General features: G+C 54.5%; 16 protein-coding genes and 1 pseudogene. 10 read left to right on the top strand and 7 right to left on the bottom strand.

Translation table 11 applies throughout. The features are described from left to right. Window positions 1-170: 170 nt before the first annotated feature. On the bottom strand, window positions 171-1,154 hold the full coding sequence (locus tag ET810_RS09840; protein WP_087454728.1) for a pseudouridine synthase: 984 nt from the start codon (window positions 1,152-1,154) through the stop codon (window positions 171-173). On the opposite strand from ET810_RS09840, the gene ET810_RS12095 reads away from it, so the two are divergent. The 3 genes from ET810_RS12095 to ET810_RS09830 all read left to right on the top strand — a co-directional run bounded on the left by ET810_RS12095 (window position 1,147) and on the right by ET810_RS09830 (window position 3,017). Next, window positions 1,147-1,290, top strand: coding sequence for a hypothetical protein (locus tag ET810_RS12095; RefSeq protein WP_166741048.1), 144 nt, complete (start codon window positions 1,147-1,149; stop codon window positions 1,288-1,290). The two genes, ET810_RS09840 and ET810_RS12095, sit on opposite strands and share 8 nt — an antisense overlap. 215 nt (window positions 1,291-1,505) lie before the next feature. After that, window positions 1,506-2,402, top strand: a complete 897-nt coding sequence (locus ET810_RS09835; RefSeq protein ID WP_087454727.1) for a universal stress protein — start codon at window positions 1,506-1,508, stop codon at window positions 2,400-2,402. A gap of 357 nt (window positions 2,403-2,759) precedes the next feature. Then, window positions 2,760-3,017 carry a GlsB/YeaQ/YmgE family stress response membrane protein gene (locus ET810_RS09830; protein WP_013912590.1) on the top strand — a complete coding sequence of 86 codons (258 nt, stop codon included), beginning with the start codon at window positions 2,760-2,762 and terminating at the stop codon, window positions 3,015-3,017. Window positions 3,018-3,072: 55 nt separating this feature from the next. Here ET810_RS09830 and ET810_RS09825 read toward each other — a convergent pair whose 3' ends face one another. Continuing rightward, entirely contained in the window at window positions 3,073-3,801 is a 729-nt protein-coding gene (locus tag ET810_RS09825) for a queuosine precursor transporter (RefSeq protein WP_087454726.1), read from the bottom strand. Between the two features lie 180 nt (window positions 3,802-3,981). On the opposite strand from ET810_RS09825, the gene ET810_RS09820 reads away from it, so the two are divergent. Next, complete coding sequence (locus tag ET810_RS09820; RefSeq protein ID WP_087454953.1) at window positions 3,982-4,608, top strand: TetR/AcrR family transcriptional regulator; 627 nt, start codon at window positions 3,982-3,984, stop codon at window positions 4,606-4,608. Here ET810_RS09820 and yidC read toward each other — a convergent pair. Next, window positions 4,605-5,852: a membrane protein insertase YidC gene (gene yidC / locus ET810_RS09815; RefSeq protein ID WP_087454725.1), complete on the bottom strand. Its 1,248-nt coding sequence runs from the start codon at window positions 5,850-5,852 to the stop codon at window positions 4,605-4,607. The two genes, ET810_RS09820 and yidC, sit on opposite strands and share 4 nt — an antisense overlap. A 161-nt stretch (window positions 5,853-6,013) precedes the next feature. On the opposite strand from yidC, the gene ET810_RS09810 reads away from it, so the two are divergent. Next, window positions 6,014-6,901, top strand: a complete 888-nt coding sequence (locus ET810_RS09810; protein WP_087454724.1) for a class E sortase — start codon at window positions 6,014-6,016, stop codon at window positions 6,899-6,901. Continuing rightward, a complete protein-coding gene (locus tag ET810_RS12090; RefSeq protein WP_087454723.1) occupies window positions 6,902-7,054 on the top strand; it encodes a hypothetical protein in 153 nt (50 codons plus the stop codon). It abuts the gene before it with no gap. 74 nt (window positions 7,055-7,128) lie between these two features. Here ET810_RS12090 and ET810_RS09805 read toward each other — a convergent pair whose 3' ends face one another. Next, entirely contained in the window at window positions 7,129-7,701 is a 573-nt protein-coding gene (locus ET810_RS09805; protein ID WP_087454722.1) for a DUF2020 domain-containing protein, read from the bottom strand. On the opposite strand from ET810_RS09805, the gene ET810_RS09800 reads away from it, so the two are divergent. Next, window positions 7,700-9,025 carry a sensor histidine kinase gene (locus ET810_RS09800; protein ID WP_087454721.1) on the top strand — a complete coding sequence of 442 codons (1,326 nt, stop codon included), beginning with the start codon at window positions 7,700-7,702 and terminating at the stop codon, window positions 9,023-9,025. The genes ET810_RS09805 and ET810_RS09800 overlap by 2 nt on opposite strands. A 146-nt stretch (window positions 9,026-9,171) precedes the next feature. After that, window positions 9,172-9,810, top strand: coding sequence for a response regulator (locus ET810_RS09795; protein WP_013242864.1), 639 nt, complete (start codon window positions 9,172-9,174; stop codon window positions 9,808-9,810). A 57-nt stretch (window positions 9,811-9,867) separates the two neighbouring features. On the opposite strand, the gene ET810_RS09790 is transcribed toward ET810_RS09795, so the two are convergent. Both ET810_RS09790 and ET810_RS09785 read right to left on the bottom strand, forming a co-directional pair. Then, window positions 9,868-10,188, bottom strand: a complete 321-nt coding sequence (locus ET810_RS09790) for a histone-like nucleoid-structuring protein Lsr2 (RefSeq protein ID WP_087454720.1) — start codon at window positions 10,186-10,188, stop codon at window positions 9,868-9,870. A 532-nt stretch (window positions 10,189-10,720) separates the two neighbouring features. Further along, complete coding sequence (locus ET810_RS09785) at window positions 10,721-11,353, bottom strand: DUF6474 family protein (protein ID WP_014836927.1); 633 nt, start codon at window positions 11,351-11,353, stop codon at window positions 10,721-10,723. A 163-nt stretch (window positions 11,354-11,516) separates the two neighbouring features. Here ET810_RS09785 and ET810_RS09780 point away from each other — a divergent pair. Beyond that, a pseudogene (locus tag ET810_RS09780) lies at window positions 11,517-13,070 on the top strand (TM0106 family RecB-like putative nuclease). 43 nt (window positions 13,071-13,113) lie between these two features. Then, window positions 13,114-14,484 (top strand): glycosyltransferase 87 family protein, encoded by a 1,371-nt coding sequence (locus ET810_RS09775; RefSeq protein WP_134316274.1) that lies wholly within the window; start codon window positions 13,114-13,116, stop codon window positions 14,482-14,484. 94 nt (window positions 14,485-14,578) lie between these two features. On the opposite strand, the gene ET810_RS09770 is transcribed toward ET810_RS09775, so the two are convergent. Next, window positions 14,579-15,055 (bottom strand): hypothetical protein, encoded by a 477-nt coding sequence (locus ET810_RS09770; protein ID WP_225870168.1) that lies wholly within the window; start codon window positions 15,053-15,055, stop codon window positions 14,579-14,581. Window positions 15,056-15,144: the final 89 nt, after the last annotated feature.

The following is a 15,144-nucleotide window of genomic DNA, read 5'->3' as shown; positions in this document are numbered from 1 at the left end:
ACCTGGGAGGGTGTGGGAGAGTAGGTCGCCGCCAACCAAAAAATTTGATATGTAGGAAGAGAGTCTAGGTATGATGCCTTACCCCCTTGGGGGTGGGTGTGGTGCCTAGACTCTCTTCCCTTTTTTTTTTCGTACCCACCTCCTTGATGAAGGGGTGGGATGTGGTGGTGTTATTCCAGGGTAAAACACCGGAGGATATCACTGATAGGGTCGCAGAAGGTTAACTGATAAGCCGTAAGATGCATGGGCACGCGGAAGTCTTCCTCCTCTTCTGGGAGGATAGTGGGGTAGGCCGGATCGCCTAGGATGGGAACGCCGGCTGCCCACATGTGGAGGCGTAGCTGGTGGGTGCGTCCTGTGTGTGGTTGAAGCGTATAGCGTGCCAGGGGCGTGGTGACGTCGTGAAGCTGTTGTAACTGTGCTGTTTCTTGTGCGCCTAGCTCGGTGACGTCGACAAGCAAACTCTCGGCGTTTGGGGGGCCTGGGACGATGTGTCCTTGCATGTCTCCTGGTGTCTTGATCATGTGGTCGCGCCAGAGAGTGTTGCCGGGTAGATCGTTCCTGAAGGGGGCGATTGCGTGGTAGGTTTTGGTTACTTTTTGCTCGGCAAAGAGGCTTTGATAAGCGCCGCGAACTTTACGATTCTTGGTGAAAACCAAAATGCCAGAGGTGAGTCGGTCCAGACGGTGCACGGGTGAGAGCTCGCCGTTGCCAGTCGCACGACGCATCTGCACGGTGGCGGTTTGCGTGATGTGCTTCCCCCGCGGCATGGTAGCCAGGAAGGGGGGCTTATTCACCACGAGGAGGTTCTCGTCCTCGTAGATGGTTTCACAGCTGTAGGGGACTGGCGTTTCTGGGGCGGGGGTGCGGTAGAACCAGATATCCTCGTTGGCTTTGAGCACCGTATCTGGGCTGGCGATGCGGAACTTAGGTCCAATGATGACCTGATCCTGCTGAAAGCGCGTGAGAAGCGCTTCAGGGGTGTCCTCGGGGTGGCGACGGCGTTGCGACGCTATAAGGTTCCATGCGAACTCGTAGGCGCTTATTCCGGCGTATTCTTCGGGTACCCTCACTCTGGTGGGGTTGAGGCCATCTTTTACCGGTAAAGGTGCTTGACCGCGGGGAACGTGTACTACCCTATCTTCCATGGACATTAATGCTATCTTGCTTCCAGTCATGGACTTCTTTAGCCAAGGTATTGGCCGAGTTATTGCGAACATTCTTCAGGCGATCTATTCCTTCTTCTACCCTGCGAACGCACCTGCAGCAACGCTTCCTGAAGGGAAGTAGGTATTTCCTAGCGATTGATCGCTATTGAGCGCCGTTTTCTATTGCGTTATTCCGCAGCTACCCTCAGACTAGTTACAACCAGTGGTATGTGGCGCCGTCGAGCGCTAACATGGAAAGTGTGATTGGCCACCTATGATGGTTGAATCGGCCTTGGTTGTGAGGCCACCGTGGATGCGGAGATTCCGTGTCGCCCCCGTGAAGAAAGGCTCAGGAAAATGACTGCCGAGAACATCGTCGTCGCAGTTGACGGCTCTGAAGCATCAAATAATGCGGTTCGCTGGGCGGCAAACACCGCAAACAAGCGTGGTGTTCCACTGCGCTTGGCCGCCAGCTACACCATGCCCCAGTTCCTCTACGCCGAGGGAATGGTTCCGCCACAGGAGCTTTTCGACGAGCTCCAGACGGAGACCATGGAGACCGTCGAGGCTGCTCGAACCATCGCTCATGAGGTGGCGCCAGACATCAAGATTGGTTACACCATTGCAGAGGGAAGCCCCATCGACATGCTCCTGGAGATGTCTAGTGACGTCACCATGATCGTGATGGGCTCTCGTGGCTTGGGCGGCCTGTCTGGCATGGTGATGGGATCCGTTTCCGCCGCTGTGGTGAGCCACGCCAAGTGCCCGGTGGTGGTGGTTCGTGAGGATAACCAGGTAACTGACACCAACAAGTACGGCCCTGTCGTGGTCGGTGTTGACGGTTCAGAGGTTTCCCAGCGTGCAACCGAATTCGCGTTTGAAGAGGCCCAGGCCCGAGGCGCAAAGCTTGTTGCTATCCACACGTGGATGGACATGCAGGTGCAGGCTTCTCTGGCAGGCTTGGCAGCAGCGCAGCAGGAATGGAATGTGATTGAGGATGAGCAGACGCAGCTTCTCCACGACCGCATTCAACCGTTGTTGGAACGCTTCCCAGACGTGGATGTGGACATGGTGATTACCAGGGACCGTCCGATTCGTGCATTGGAAGATTCTGCGAAGGATGCGCAGTTGCTGGTGGTTGGTTCTCACGGGCGCGGTGGTTTCCGCGGCATGCTGTTGGGATCCACTTCTCGTGCGCTACTCCAGTCGGCTCCGTGCCCGATGGTGGTAGTACGCCCGACTGATAACGGCTAATAAGCGTCTGACATAAAACCGGCCTCCGTGACGCGGGGCCGGTTTTTGCGTTCTTTTTGTGTTCTTGTTCACCAAAAAACGACCGTGATTGGGGGCTGCTCCGAGAAAAGCCTGGAAAATCCCTCAGATTAACTATTCTTTGTTCAATTGTTATCTTTAATGAATATATGCGGCTCGGTGTGGCAGTTTTTGGGTTACAAATCGGCAAACTGCGGGTGTGTACAAGGCTTTTGGGGCGGAGAAGGTCAACACAAACGTAGTTTTCGGCCTAGCGTGGTAGGTAGCAAGTGAGCACTGGACTTTTAGGACGTAAAGTCCGAAGACGGAGCTCGAATAGACATCATTGAAGGAGTCAACATGCTAGGTCTAGGAATTATCGGTTGGATCATTATTGGTGGTCTTGCTGGCTGGATTGCCTCCAAGATCAAGGGCACTGATGCTCAGCAAGGTATTGGCCTCAATATTCTCGTCGGTGTTGTCGGCGGTCTTCTTGGTGGCTGGCTCCTGAAGCTCTTTGGTGTAGATGTTGCCGGCGGTGGCCTCATCTTTAGCTTCCTTACCTGCTTGCTTGGTGCGGTGATTTTGCTCAGTATTGTTCAGATGGTCCGCAAGTAGCGGATCAACAAAATAAGGACGGACGAGGTTTCTCGTCCGTCCTTTTGCTATGGAATTAGTAATTTTCTTTCTTTTTCACCCATGCAATAGCCGCATATGTGATGGGTAGAACAAGGATTTCTACTGCCGTTTTCCAGAAGAATCCCACGAGAGTGTAGTTCGCGGTGTCTGCAAAGGTAGTGATGCCGATGACTGGCGCTGCGATGAGGCAGAAAATCAGCGTATCGCCGAATTCTCCAACGATGGTTGAGCCTATAAGGCGGACCCATAGAGATCGTTCTCCAGTGCGCTTTTTGATAGCCACGAGCACGTATGAGTTGAGGAGCTGTCCGACGAGATAACCTGCAAGCGAGGCTAAGACGATGCGTGGCACCAATCCTAGAGTGGCAGCGAAGGCTTCTTGGCCGGTGTAGAAGTCAGCCGAGGGGAGCCAGATCGCCACGTAGAAGGAGATGACGGCCACGAGCATGACAAAGAAACCGGTCCAGATGGCGCGTCGAGTAGCGCGGAAACCGTAGCACTCGGAAAGGACGTCGCCGATGACATAGGCGGCAGGGAAAAGGAAGAATGCGCCGTCGGTGATGATGGGGCCGAGGGCTACGCCTTTGGTGGCGTTGATGTTAGAGATGAGGAAGATAGCAACGAATAGCGTGAGCAGCAACGGATAATAGCTGCGTTGCACGGCGATGAAGCGTGCCGGTTTGGAAGGGTCTGGGTTGGTGACGGACGCAGCGGATTGATCGGCTGCGCCCTGCCCAGGGTTGAGGGGATCCGAAATAGTCATGGATCGTATCGTGCCATAACAGAGGCGGGAAATTATAGCCGGCTATTCCTTGTAGTCAGTTTCCCTGAGCTAAGTGGGTAGACTAGTCTGTACGTGTCTACTGGAATGGGCTGACAGTAGTTGCACGTAGTACCCTTTACATTCGTTGTTACTAGCTCCCATGGGAAGGAAGTGGCTCTTTTGGCCGAGGCGAAGAGTGCGAAAACTGCGGGGCGTCGCCGTAACCGTCCGAGTCCGAGACAACGCCTCTTAGAAAGCGCTACACGTCTTTTTACCACCGAGGGAATCCGGGTCATCGGCATCGACCGGATCCTCAGAGAAGCGGACGTGGCCAAAGCTAGCCTGTACTCACTTTTTGGTTCTAAAGACGCGCTGGTCATCGCATATATAGAGAACCTGGATGAACAATGGCGTGCGTCCTACTACGAACGCACAAAAAACATGGTCCAGCCCGAAGATAAAATTCTGGCCTTTTTTGATCAGTGCATCGAAGAAGAACCTCAGAAGCATTACAGGGGATCCCATTTCCAAAACGCTGCTAATGAGTATCCTCGCCCAGAAACGGATATGGAAAAAGGGATCGTGCTGGCGGTCAAAGAGCATCGCGACTGGTGTCTGACAACGCTCACCGATCTACTGACAGAGAAGAACGGTTATCCCGGAACCACCCAGGCACAGCAGCTGATGATTTTCCTTGACGGCGGTCTCGCTGGCGGGCGTTTGAATCATTCACTGGAATCACTCAAAACCGCCCGTGACCTAGCTGTGCAGCTCTTGTCTGCGCCCCCCGCCGATTACTCAATCTAGGCGGTTTCCTCAGTTTCCTCAGCAGATTTTTCAGCTGACTTCTTGGCGCGTGCGGCGGCCCGCTCAGCGCGTCTTTTCTCCGCTGCTTGCTTCCGCTCCTCGGCTCGCTCCTTGTCAATCTCCTCGCGAGCCACTTTTCGCTCTTGTGCGAGGGCCTTTCTACGGGCTTTTTCTTCCGCCTTAGCTACACGACGCTCCTCTTTAATCTCCGCGATCTCTGCCCGATAGAGAGAGAAACGCCAGGGCATGATGATCGCGGCAAGGCGCTTGCGTCGTAAAGCACGGGTGCGGGCTTTTTTCTCCCGGATGCGTTGGCGGCGCTGGTGGCGTCGATGAGCTTGAAAAGCCTGGTGCTCCTCGTCGAAAGGATATTTGATGCGCAGCACCAGATACATCAGCGCGTTTTGTATCAGCGTCCACAGGTTGTTAGCCACCCAATACATGCAAATAGCTGCGGGAATAGGGGACCTCAGCCCCAAACTGATTAGCGTCAGCGGGGTGAAAAAGATCATGATGATTAAGAAGCGGTTGAGCTGCACCGACAGACCCGAGTCGTGATCTACCGCGTAGTTATTGCGCACGACAGAAATGATCAGATTGATCACGGTAAACACGCATGCCGCGATGATGAGCGGAGTAACAAAAGCATGGACGGCATCGTATGTGGTGTTAAGCCGGGTAAATTGCTCGGCAGACATAGCGTTATATGCCGGAAGCGGCACATCAGAGACTCGTGAGTCCAGGAAAGCACTGACATCATCCGAGGAAAGCAGACCGATGGGGGCGTGCTTGTTCGCATCCAACCCCTCAACGGGCCGTGCCATACGCAGCAACACCTGGTAGAGGCCAAGGAAGACCGGAATTTGGATCAGTGCAGGGACACAGCCCGCTTTAACGCTGTACCCATACTCCTTGCGTAGATCCTTTTGTTTCTGCTGGAATTCGAGAATTGACTCCTTATCCGTCTTTTCCTCGTATTCTTCCTGCAGCCGCTTGAGTTTGGGACGCATGAGAATACTGGCACGACCGGATTTGAGCTGCATCCACGTAAACGGCGCTACGATGCCGCGCACCGTGATAACGAGGGCAAACAAGGACAAAGCCCATGCCAGTGAAGCTGACACGCCGAGCATGTTGGCCAAGAAGAGGTGCCAAAGCTTCATCACCCCAGATACTGGGTAGATAAATATCCCTATCACGATCGGTACTGTCTCCATTCCAACCTGCGTGCGCATAATGCGCATCGACGAGCTATGAATACACCGGTGCGGTAGCTCTGGTTACAAGCTCAGCGTAGTAAAAGAACAATAAAAAGAGTACGCGTAGTAGTGGAAGACGGGAAAAAGCGGGCTACACTACTTCTACCTATCTAGTATTTATCTGGATTAAAGAAGTTAAGGAAGCAATGACCAGTCCTACAGCCCCAGGTACTCCCGCTGGGGAAGAACCGCAACATAGACATGGAGTCGGTCGACACAGCGCGCCTGGGTCAACAGCCGGAAGCCATAAGAAGCGTTCACGCGTGACCTTCACCCAAATCCTGGGTGAGATTTTGCTGACCGCTGGCATCCTTTTCTTCCTCTTCGCGTTCTATGAGTCCTATTGGACCAATATTGCGTCTGGGAAGGCCCAGAATGAGGCTAATAACCAGCTGCAGAACCAGTGGGACAACGAGCGAGTGAACCCGCGTAAGAAGATCACCCCCGAGCTTGGTACGGCGTTTGCCCGGATGTACATACCGGCCTTTGGCTCGGACTTCCAATTTGCGATCGTTGAGGGAACCTCGGACACCGATCTAGAGGCCGGCCCTGGCCATTACCACGACACGCAGTTGCCGGGAGAGAAAGGCAATTTTGCTGTCGCGGGCCACCGGGTGGGCAAGGGCGCTCCCTTTAATGACTTAGGGAACTTACGCGCATGCGACGCAGTAGTCGTGGAAACCCAGAACGCATGGAATGTGTATCGGGTTCTCCCCATCGATTCCTTCGGCGAACAGCGTCGTGCTGAGGCTGAGCGCTGTTTGACTCCAGAGCAGATCGAGCGCGTTGCTCACGGTGATTATTCCAGCATCAGTGGTCGATACATCACCACCCCCGGTGACGTGAATACGATTAGCTCTCTTCCTGGGACAGACATCACCACAGCTGGAGACGAGATGGAGAGTGTGATGACGATGACCACCTGCCACCCACAGTTCTCTAACGCAGAACGCATGATCGTTCACGCAATGCTTACTGAGACGATCCCTAAGAACGGCTCCGGGGAGAAACCCGCTGCACTGGAGGAGAAGTAAATGTACGGATTATTTTGGCGCTGCTTACCTGGGCCTTGGCCGGTAAAAGTTCTTCTTGCCCTCGCCGTTGCTGTGGCGGTTTTCTTTTTCCTCATGGAGGTTGTTTTCCCCTGGGTATCCACCCTCATGCCTTATAACGACGTGGCAGTTTAAACATGTGAGTGAACGCTGCATAGCGCGAGAGGCTACCGAGTTAATCGGTAGCCTCTTTTTTCTCCTCGGTGTTTCTAAAGCGCCAATCTGGAGATGGCTTCCTTGGCAATCAATTCTGCTTTGAGAGACTGCGGCTGATTGCTAAAGACCACTACCGCCACGTTGCCCTTTTGCACCGCGTAGGTGGCGCCTTTCTCATTGCCGATGCGTCCGCCTGACCAACCCGCGGGTTCTTCGGCAGGCTCGGTGGTGTCGATCGGGGCGGCCCAATCGACGACTTTGATAGCGTCTTGTTCGGTGGCCATGTGCCGCACGATCACTGTGGCTTGGGGGTCCTCAGGATAAGACCAGAAAACGCAGGCGGGGGTATCAAAGCGAGAATCCACGCCTTGGGCAACCATGCGCTGTCCGTTGGTGTCTGCAACCCAATTGGAATCGAGATAAGGGCACTCTGTCCAGCCATTTTTTCCCTCGGGGATTTCCGGGAGGGCCTCTGCTGGGAGTCCCGAATCGGGGACAGGGGCCTCGTTAGCTCCCCCGGTTGCAGAGGCGGAAGCGGCGCCAGATGACGAAGTTGTGCTGTTTCCACATCCGGCTGCCGTCAGTGCCACTGCAATAAGAGCTACAGGCAGTAAGGTACGTCTCATGCGACTAAGCCTAGATCCTCACGACCCTAAGAGTGCACGTCTCCGCCGCGAGAGAGGGCACCATGGCGATGAAAAATTTGCGGGGGACGCACTATCGAAGCTTTTCGACGTCGCAGGCGGGGATCACATGGACGTTCGCTTAGAAGATCACGTGGGGCAGCCTGGTGCAGCGCTGTACTACCGGGCGATGAACATTTTGACTACGGTTTTGTTGATCGTCTCCGTGGGCGGGGTTGTACGATTAGACATTCGATCAGCGATGATTGCGGTCGTGCTCAGCGCCTTTTTTGCGCTTATTTACTCGCTCATTGTGCTTCGCCAGTACACCAAGTTATGGCAGATCCTGATTTTTCTTGGGGCGTTGACCCTGGTGTGGGTGCTCATGCTTCCCATCGTGCCGGTGTCTGTGTACATGGTGTTTCCGTTGTTTTTCTTATACCTGCGCGTATTGCCGGACATACGGGGGATTATTGCGGTTGTGGGAGCAACCCTCATAGCGATCTTTAGCCAGATGCCAGACCTGACTTTAGGTGCGGTTATGGGGCCGCTGGTGTCCGCTCTTGTGGTGATTGCGATTCACTTTGCTTTTGAGGCGATCTGGAAAGGTGCGCGGGAGCGTGATTTATTGATCCGAGAGCTTATTTCTACGCGTTCGCAGCTGGCGGAGACGGAGCGCGCGGCAGGCGTGGCTGCCGAGCGACAGCGCATTGCCCATGAAATTCACGATACGTTGGCGCAAGGACTATCGAGCATTCAGATGCTGCTGCGGGTGTCAGAGCAAGATATTAAAAACTCCAGTATGAGCGAGGAGGAACAAGCTGTTCCCTTGAAGCGGATGGAGCTAGCTCGCACCACCGCGGCAGATAATCTGAGTGAGGCACGCGCGATGATCGCTGCACTGCAACCGGCGGCGTTGAGTAAAACCTCCTTGGAAGGCGCTTTGCATCGCGTCGCTGAGCAGATTGTTTCGCCGGAGATTTCTATTCTGGTGGAAGGGGTAGAACGGCAGTTGCCCATGCGCACAGAGGCCGCGTTGTTGCGTATTGGTCAGGGGGCGTTGGGTAACGTCGCAAAGCATTCTCAGGCGGAGAGATGCCAAGTGACGCTCACGTACGCGGATGATGAAGTACGCCTGGACGTTGTGGACAACGGGCAAGGATTCGATCCCGAACACGTGGCTAACCGCCCGGCCGGGCTAGGGCACATTGGAATTAATGCGATGAGGCAGCGCGCAGAGGAACAGGGTGGAACTCTGGAAGTGGAATCTGCGCCGGGCGATGGCACCGCCGTATCTGTGGCACTTCCCATACGCGCGGACTCATAACCCGTAAAGTACTGCGGCTTGCTTATAGATGGGGTAAAGCGGCAGGTGACACGATATAGAATTAGCTACAAGGGTGGGCTAAGTTAGTTGTGTGTCTGCCCCGCCAGCGCGTGGCGTAGCAGGAAAAAGAAAGGCGTGATCATCACATGATTCGAGTTTTGCTTGCCGACGACCACGAGATCGTTCGACTTGGCCTGCGCGCAGTCCTGGAAAGCGCGGACGATATCGAGGTTATCGGGGAGGTAGCCACCGCAGAAGGCGCTATAGCAGCAGCCCAAGCGGGGGGAATCGATGTGATCCTCATGGACCTACGCTTTGGGCCAGGGGTGGAAGGCACACGCCTGACCAATGGTGCTGATGCGACCGCTGAGATTAAGCGCACCATGGAAAAATCCCCTCACGTGTTGGTTGTGACCAACTATGACACCGATGCAGACATCTTGGGGGCTATCGAAGCAGGAGCACTCGGTTATTTGCTGAAGGATGCTCCGCCGGAAGAGCTGCTTGCTGCTGTTCGTTCTGCGGCAGAAGGAGACTCCACGCTTTCCCCCACGGTGGCCAACCGGCTGATGACCCGCGTGCGCACCCCGCGTACCTCACTGACTCCGCGTGAGCTAGAGGTCTTGAAATTGGTTGCTGGGGGTTCTTCCAATCGAGATATTGGTCGTGTCCTATTGCTCTCTGAGGCGACAGTCAAGAGCCACCTTGTTCATATCTATGACAAGTTGGGTGTTCGCTCGCGTACCTCGGCTGTTGCTATCGCCCGTGAACAGGGCGTTTTATAGCGCCAAAGAGTAACACGCGCCTTCCCTGCTTAGAGGTAAGGCGCGTGTTGTAGTCGCTTATCGCTTGTGTGCCTGCACGAATGCGTCGATGATCTCTTGTGGGATCTTGCCGCGTGCCGCAACATCTAGTTTTTTAGACTTAGCCCATTGACGCACATCCTTGGGGTCGTGTCCCACGGGGGTGCGTTGGCCTATAGCTTTGGTGGCCTTGTCCATGTACGGGCGGATTGCCTCGCGGAATTTTTCTGCGTTTTCCTCTGAGAGATCGATGATGAAGTCTTCCCCATCAAAGCTGAAAGAAATGACGTGAACCTCGGACTCATCGAGTGGACGGTTATCTAGGTCATCAAAGAACTGGGTGATTTCTCGGCGTGCCACGTTAGTGCCCCTTTACTATTAATCGCTAAGTGTGCTTAACCATCTGCAGGTAAGCGTTTGTAACAAAGAGACAGTTGCCATCATTGCTAAATTCAAACTCAAAGGCATACAAGTAACAAAGAATGTACTTTGGGATGAACTAATTCAATATGGTATATCCCAAAAGCCGTAATTACTATCTGCACTTTTCTAATAAAAGCTTATTTTTGTTAGAGCTTCCCGGTTGAGTTTGATTTCTATTTATTTAATCCTTTGGAATTCTGCTAGTTATTTTCATTATTAATGCACTGTGGTGTGCATGTGAATGCAATAGTCTTTGTGGGGCTTTGCGTAATATTTAAAATTTTCCACAGTGAGAGTTTTAATTTACTTACTTCATATAGTGGGAAGTGGCAATATAAAAATTATGGAATTTAGCGTCTTTCCTAGGAGATTCGGGCGATAGAGCGATGAAAAAATGAGCCAAATCACTGATTTGGCTCATTGAGACTCCCCGCGTCGATGCAAAGTAACGAGGAGTTAGTGAGGGATTTTAGCCCTCAATCTTGTTTTGAATTTGGCGTCCGAGTTGGTCCAGATCCTTATGGATGCTGCGGTGACTACGCTGACGCAGCTCTGGAGTCATGAACTCTGCGTTATCGACGGCAAAGTCGAGGTCCTGAAGACGCTGTTCAACGTCGGTAACAAAGCCCTTGGGCAGGGAAGAGAGTTTGACGGAGCTACGCATTCCCGCGATACGTGCCTTAATTTCTGCACCGTGTCCGCTGAAACGGCCTAGATCGTCTGCGCTGACTCCCAGCTTCATCGCACGACGCTTGGCGGCCTCTTCTTTTGCCATTGTGATGCCTCGGTAAATGAGGGGGAGCGCAACTGGGATGACTGCTCGGGCTGCTCCCGCATAACGCAGCACGTTGTTCTTGTTAAATTTACCGGCCTTGAGCTGCTCGAGAGTGTTCTTAGCCATTTTCTCGTCGTGCTTACGCTTGGCCTTGAGGCCTTTCTTCTCTTCCTTCAGCAGTTTCTTTTCCTGCCGGGCAAGGAACTTATCGCGTTTGTACTCGAGTTTGGCGGCTTCCTTGGCTTCCTGGCGTGCGCGAACCTTAGCGGCCTTGATCTCTGCCTTGGTTTTGGCGCGTGCCTTACGGATAGATTCAAACAATCCCATGGTTGTTTCCTTCACTCGTGCGTATGCTCGTCTCTCGATTCTAAGGGGATCGGTGGGAGGCGGGAGACGATACCTCGCTTACGTAGCGGCATGTCCGGTGATCCGCACCAGAACCCAGTCAAATTCCACAGTACCCGTACTCGTGCAATAGGCTGGTGTACTTGTGAACACCGATATATGCCTGCAGCCTTCTGACTTGGTGGGCTGCCGCTACCGGCTCGTGCAAGCTAGCCGGCACCCAGGTGTATCGCCAACGCACAATTCCCAGCTCAGGTACGAGCGTCGTGTGCAAGCAAAGGAAGAGGCGCGCGCCTTTTTCCCCACGGCCCCGAGCATGGGGGATCCCCGGAATTTCCTGCGTATTGATATCCCCCCCGCAAGGGAGGGACGACGCGGATGCCGTCGATGCGGATCCAGACGCGCCGTGGTTTGCCACATTGGAGGCTCTTGCTGCGCAGGCCACCATCATTACTAATCCCGTCCTCCTGGGGAAAGACAACGGGCGGGCGTGGCGAGTGCGCCTGGATGCGCTCGTGCGTAGGCCCGAGGGAACCTATATGCCTGTTCTTGTCTCTAACCACCGGATGGCCAGGCCGCATCCTCAGAAAACAATCAAGGTCATGGCCACGGCGCGTCTGGGCTTGGGAACTCCCTACTCCGCCCACTTTAAGCTCAAACACCATGCCTCAGATTCCTATTCCTATGCTTTGGGTTTGGCGGCACGCGCGCTTGATCGCCTCGGAGTGGAGAGCAGTCGCGCCGGGCTGATTGGGCAGGACCGTGAACTGGTTTTCCTTTTGAACACGGACTTCTTTCAGCAGGGCCTTGATGTTGCTCTCGTTGTTCCGAACCCGGATCACGCTCGTCGCGTGAAAGAATGCGCGAGCTGTAGGTATTGGGAGTTCTGCGAGCAAGAGCTTAAAGCTTCCGATGACCTCAGCCTTTTCCTTTCTGGTGATCGCGGTGATTCCTATCGGGAACGCGGAATTACTACTGTGAATGGGCTTGCCGACGCCAACCTAGGGGCACCCTCGCAGCTCGCGCGGGCATGGCGGGATGGGGTGGACATAGTCCGGAAGTCGCCCGAGGTAACTTTCCCGCGTTTTGATGTAGAGATCGACATTGATGTGGAGGCGTACCTGGACCAGGGGCCTACCTGTGGGGTACATACGATGGCGAAGAGTATCGACCCTTTGTTACGTGGGAAGGGCTTGGCGGAGAGGCTGAGGCGCAGGCCTTTGCACGGATGTGGACGTGGCTCAAGCAGCGTCGTGAAGCTGCAATTGCAGCTGGTAAAACCGTAGGCGTGTTTTGCTATTCCTCGCACGGGGAAAATCACTGGCTCAGGTTCTCCGCGCGTCGCTTCCACGGGCGCTATGAGGGAGTTCCTAGCGAAGCCGAGGTCTCTGCGTTTATTGCTTCCGGCGAATGGCAGGATGTTTTTGTCGCGGTCAAGAAGCAGTTGGCTGGCCCCAAAGGGCTAGGACTCAAAGTGGTCGCCCCAGCAGCGGGGTTCCATTGGGATGCCGACGACGTCGATGGCGAGACAAGCGTGCATCTTTATCGGGAAGCCACGGGAGACGTTGCCGGGGTCGATCTTGAGGCCGCTCAGGCTACCCTCCTGAGCTACAACGGCGACGATTGCCGTGCCACAGCTGCCGTACGCCGCTGGTTGGCTGAGGGCGCACCGGGTGTTCCTGCACTGGAAGATTGCTAATAGAATTTGCCTTGAATTTGGTGCCCTGAATACTGTTGCTGCTGTGAGTAAACAAACGCCCAGTTCCGGCCCACAATTAGCGGCAACCCTCGCCAGAGTGCCGGCGCGGCGCTCGACCTGGGCGACGTCGATAGTGCTTAGCGTTATTATCCTAGGCCTGTGGCTGATCAGTAAAGACATCCTGTTTTTCCGAGCCATCCCTCAAAACTTTGATGCGTACTTCCGGTACCACATCGACTTCGACGTATATCGCGAAGGCGCCAAGGCCTTCCTCGCTGGCGATAACCTCTACACCCGCGGTTACTCAGTTGGTGGCGTCTCCCTGCCATTCACATATCCGCCCTTTGCGGCACTCGTATTCGTGCCCTTTACGCTGCTCAGCGTCAATTTTGGTGCCACGATTTTATGCTTAACGTCTGCACTTGCGCTGTGGTGGTGCGTGGTTCTGGCAACGCGCAGCGTTATGCCCGAGTGGGGCAAGGCATCAGTGTACGGCTTTGCCGCAGTGATTCTGAGCATCGCACTTCTCATGGAACCCGTCAGAGACACCATTGGGTTTGCGCAGTTCAATGTGCTTCTTATGCTGCTCGTTATCATCGATGTTCTTGCCCGTCGCACGGTACTCCCACGCGGCAGCCTGGTAGGAATCGCGGCTGCTATCAAACTGACACCTGCGGTCTTTGGCCTGTACTTCCTGGTGAAAAAGGACTACAAAGCCGCAGCTTGGAGTGTTGCCTCTGGTATCGGTGTCACCCTCCTCACGTGGCTGATCGCACCGCAGACCTCCACAACCTACTGGTTTGAGACCCTGAGCGACCCAGGCCGGATCGGAGACCTCACCTGGCCAAGTAACCAATCCTTCCGGGGCGTGATCGCCCGCTTCTTTGGCCAGGAATCGCACACCGGCTTGTGGGCTTTAGCAAGCCTCCTCGTTTTTGCGGTACTCGCATGGTTGATGTGGGCCTTGTTGCGCCGCGATCATACGGCCGCAGCGCTCTGTGTCAATTCCCTATTGGCGCTTCTGTGCTCCCCAGTATCATGGTCGCATCACTGGGTGTGGGTTGTCGTAGCTGTTGCCGTGGCTATTGTGGTGGCCGCCCGCAGCTGGGGAGCGTCTGCCGCTGCTTACCCATTGATGGCTGGCAGTGTTTGGGCTGTTGTTATCACCGTCTGCAGTGGACACTGGCTGCTGCCGCGTTACGACGGCGCACCTATGCGCTGGAACCTCGCCCAACACCTATTCGGTGATTCCTACGTGCTTATGGCGATCCTCGTGCTCGTGGCTATGAGCGTTTGGTTTATCAAGCCATGGGGAATGACCGCCGGAAAAGCGCTAGGGAACGTCACATATGCGGTGGCTGTGGGATGGGCTGTGGTGAGCGCGTACGTGCTTTTTACGTCGTATCCTTTTTAGTGAGGGTGTGTGCGTACGCGTCTTGTCACTACGCTATTTTTGGCAAGCCTTGCGAAGCTCCTGCGCCGTCGTAGCAACTCTTAGGTAGTCGGTGCTATCGGGGTTTACGGAGGATTTGACCAGCGTTCCTGGGGGTGAAACTGCCAAAATCTGCAGAATGAAGTTGTACTGGAGGGACGTAAGGATCGGCAGTAAACGGGAGGGAATCTTTCCAGCTGCGCTTAACGCAGACGTCGATGAGGAGATAGACATCGCGAGACTGGGCACTATTTAATGCATCGCGAAGTTGGGGGAGTGGGACGTTAAATCTTCCGCTTTTGGGTTCCTCAAAGATCACCTCGTCTAGGGACTGGGATTCTTCAGCTGCATTCAAATCTGATGATTGTATGCTTAGCACGGAAGAGCCGCAGGTTTGTACAGCAAGAGAGACCTCCCCGTCAGGTTCTTGAACTATAGCGGCGGAGCCTACCTGTTTGATGTTTATGAGGTTCCCACACGCGGTCAGCACTGGGAGGTTTCCAATGCACAGTAATGCTAGGGATACGCGAGTACTGCGGGAGGTCGTGTTCATGAGTCTCTTTCGGCGGTAGTGAACTCAAAGCGTGAGTTTATGGAAAGTTAGTTATTTTCCACTTTTCTGCCTGCTTCGTATACGAAATC

Origin of the sequence: Corynebacterium silvaticum, assembly GCF_004382825.2 — a bacterium.
In the GTDB taxonomy this organism is placed as follows: Bacteria; Actinomycetota; Actinomycetes; order Mycobacteriales; family Mycobacteriaceae; genus Corynebacterium; species Corynebacterium silvaticum.
Note: the sequence above shows the minus strand (reverse complement) of the source record. Positions and strands in the feature narration are given on the sequence as shown.

What these genes read in the sequence shown, in the direction of transcription:
- ET810_RS12095 (WP_166741048.1), top strand. Translation starts at nt 1,147, where the DNA reads ATGGACATTAATGCTATCTTGCTTCCAGTCATGGACTTCTTTAGCCAA.
- ET810_RS09840 (WP_087454728.1), bottom strand. Translation starts at nt 1,154, where the DNA reads ATGTCCATGGAAGATAGGGTAGTACACGTTCCCCGCGGTCAAGCACCT.
- ET810_RS09835 (WP_087454727.1), top strand. Translation starts at nt 1,506, where the DNA reads ATGACTGCCGAGAACATCGTCGTCGCAGTTGACGGCTCTGAAGCATCA.
- ET810_RS09830 (WP_013912590.1), top strand. Translation starts at nt 2,760, where the DNA reads ATGCTAGGTCTAGGAATTATCGGTTGGATCATTATTGGTGGTCTTGCT.
- ET810_RS09825 (WP_087454726.1), bottom strand. Translation starts at nt 3,801, where the DNA reads ATGACTATTTCGGATCCCCTCAACCCTGGGCAGGGCGCAGCCGATCAA.
- yidC (WP_087454725.1), bottom strand. Translation starts at nt 5,852, where the DNA reads ATGCGCATTATGCGCACGCAGGTTGGAATGGAGACAGTACCGATCGTG.
- ET810_RS09810 (WP_087454724.1), top strand. Translation starts at nt 6,014, where the DNA reads ATGACCAGTCCTACAGCCCCAGGTACTCCCGCTGGGGAAGAACCGCAA.
- ET810_RS12090 (WP_087454723.1), top strand. Translation starts at nt 6,902, where the DNA reads ATGTACGGATTATTTTGGCGCTGCTTACCTGGGCCTTGGCCGGTAAAA.
- ET810_RS09800 (WP_087454721.1), top strand. Translation starts at nt 7,700, where the DNA reads ATGCGACTAAGCCTAGATCCTCACGACCCTAAGAGTGCACGTCTCCGC.
- ET810_RS09805 (WP_087454722.1), bottom strand. Translation starts at nt 7,701, where the DNA reads ATGAGACGTACCTTACTGCCTGTAGCTCTTATTGCAGTGGCACTGACG.
- ET810_RS09795 (WP_013242864.1), top strand. Translation starts at nt 9,172, where the DNA reads ATGATTCGAGTTTTGCTTGCCGACGACCACGAGATCGTTCGACTTGGC.
- ET810_RS09785 (WP_014836927.1), bottom strand. Translation starts at nt 11,353, where the DNA reads ATGGGATTGTTTGAATCTATCCGTAAGGCACGCGCCAAAACCAAGGCA.
- ET810_RS09770 (WP_225870168.1), bottom strand. Translation starts at nt 15,055, where the DNA reads ATGAACACGACCTCCCGCAGTACTCGCGTATCCCTAGCATTACTGTGC.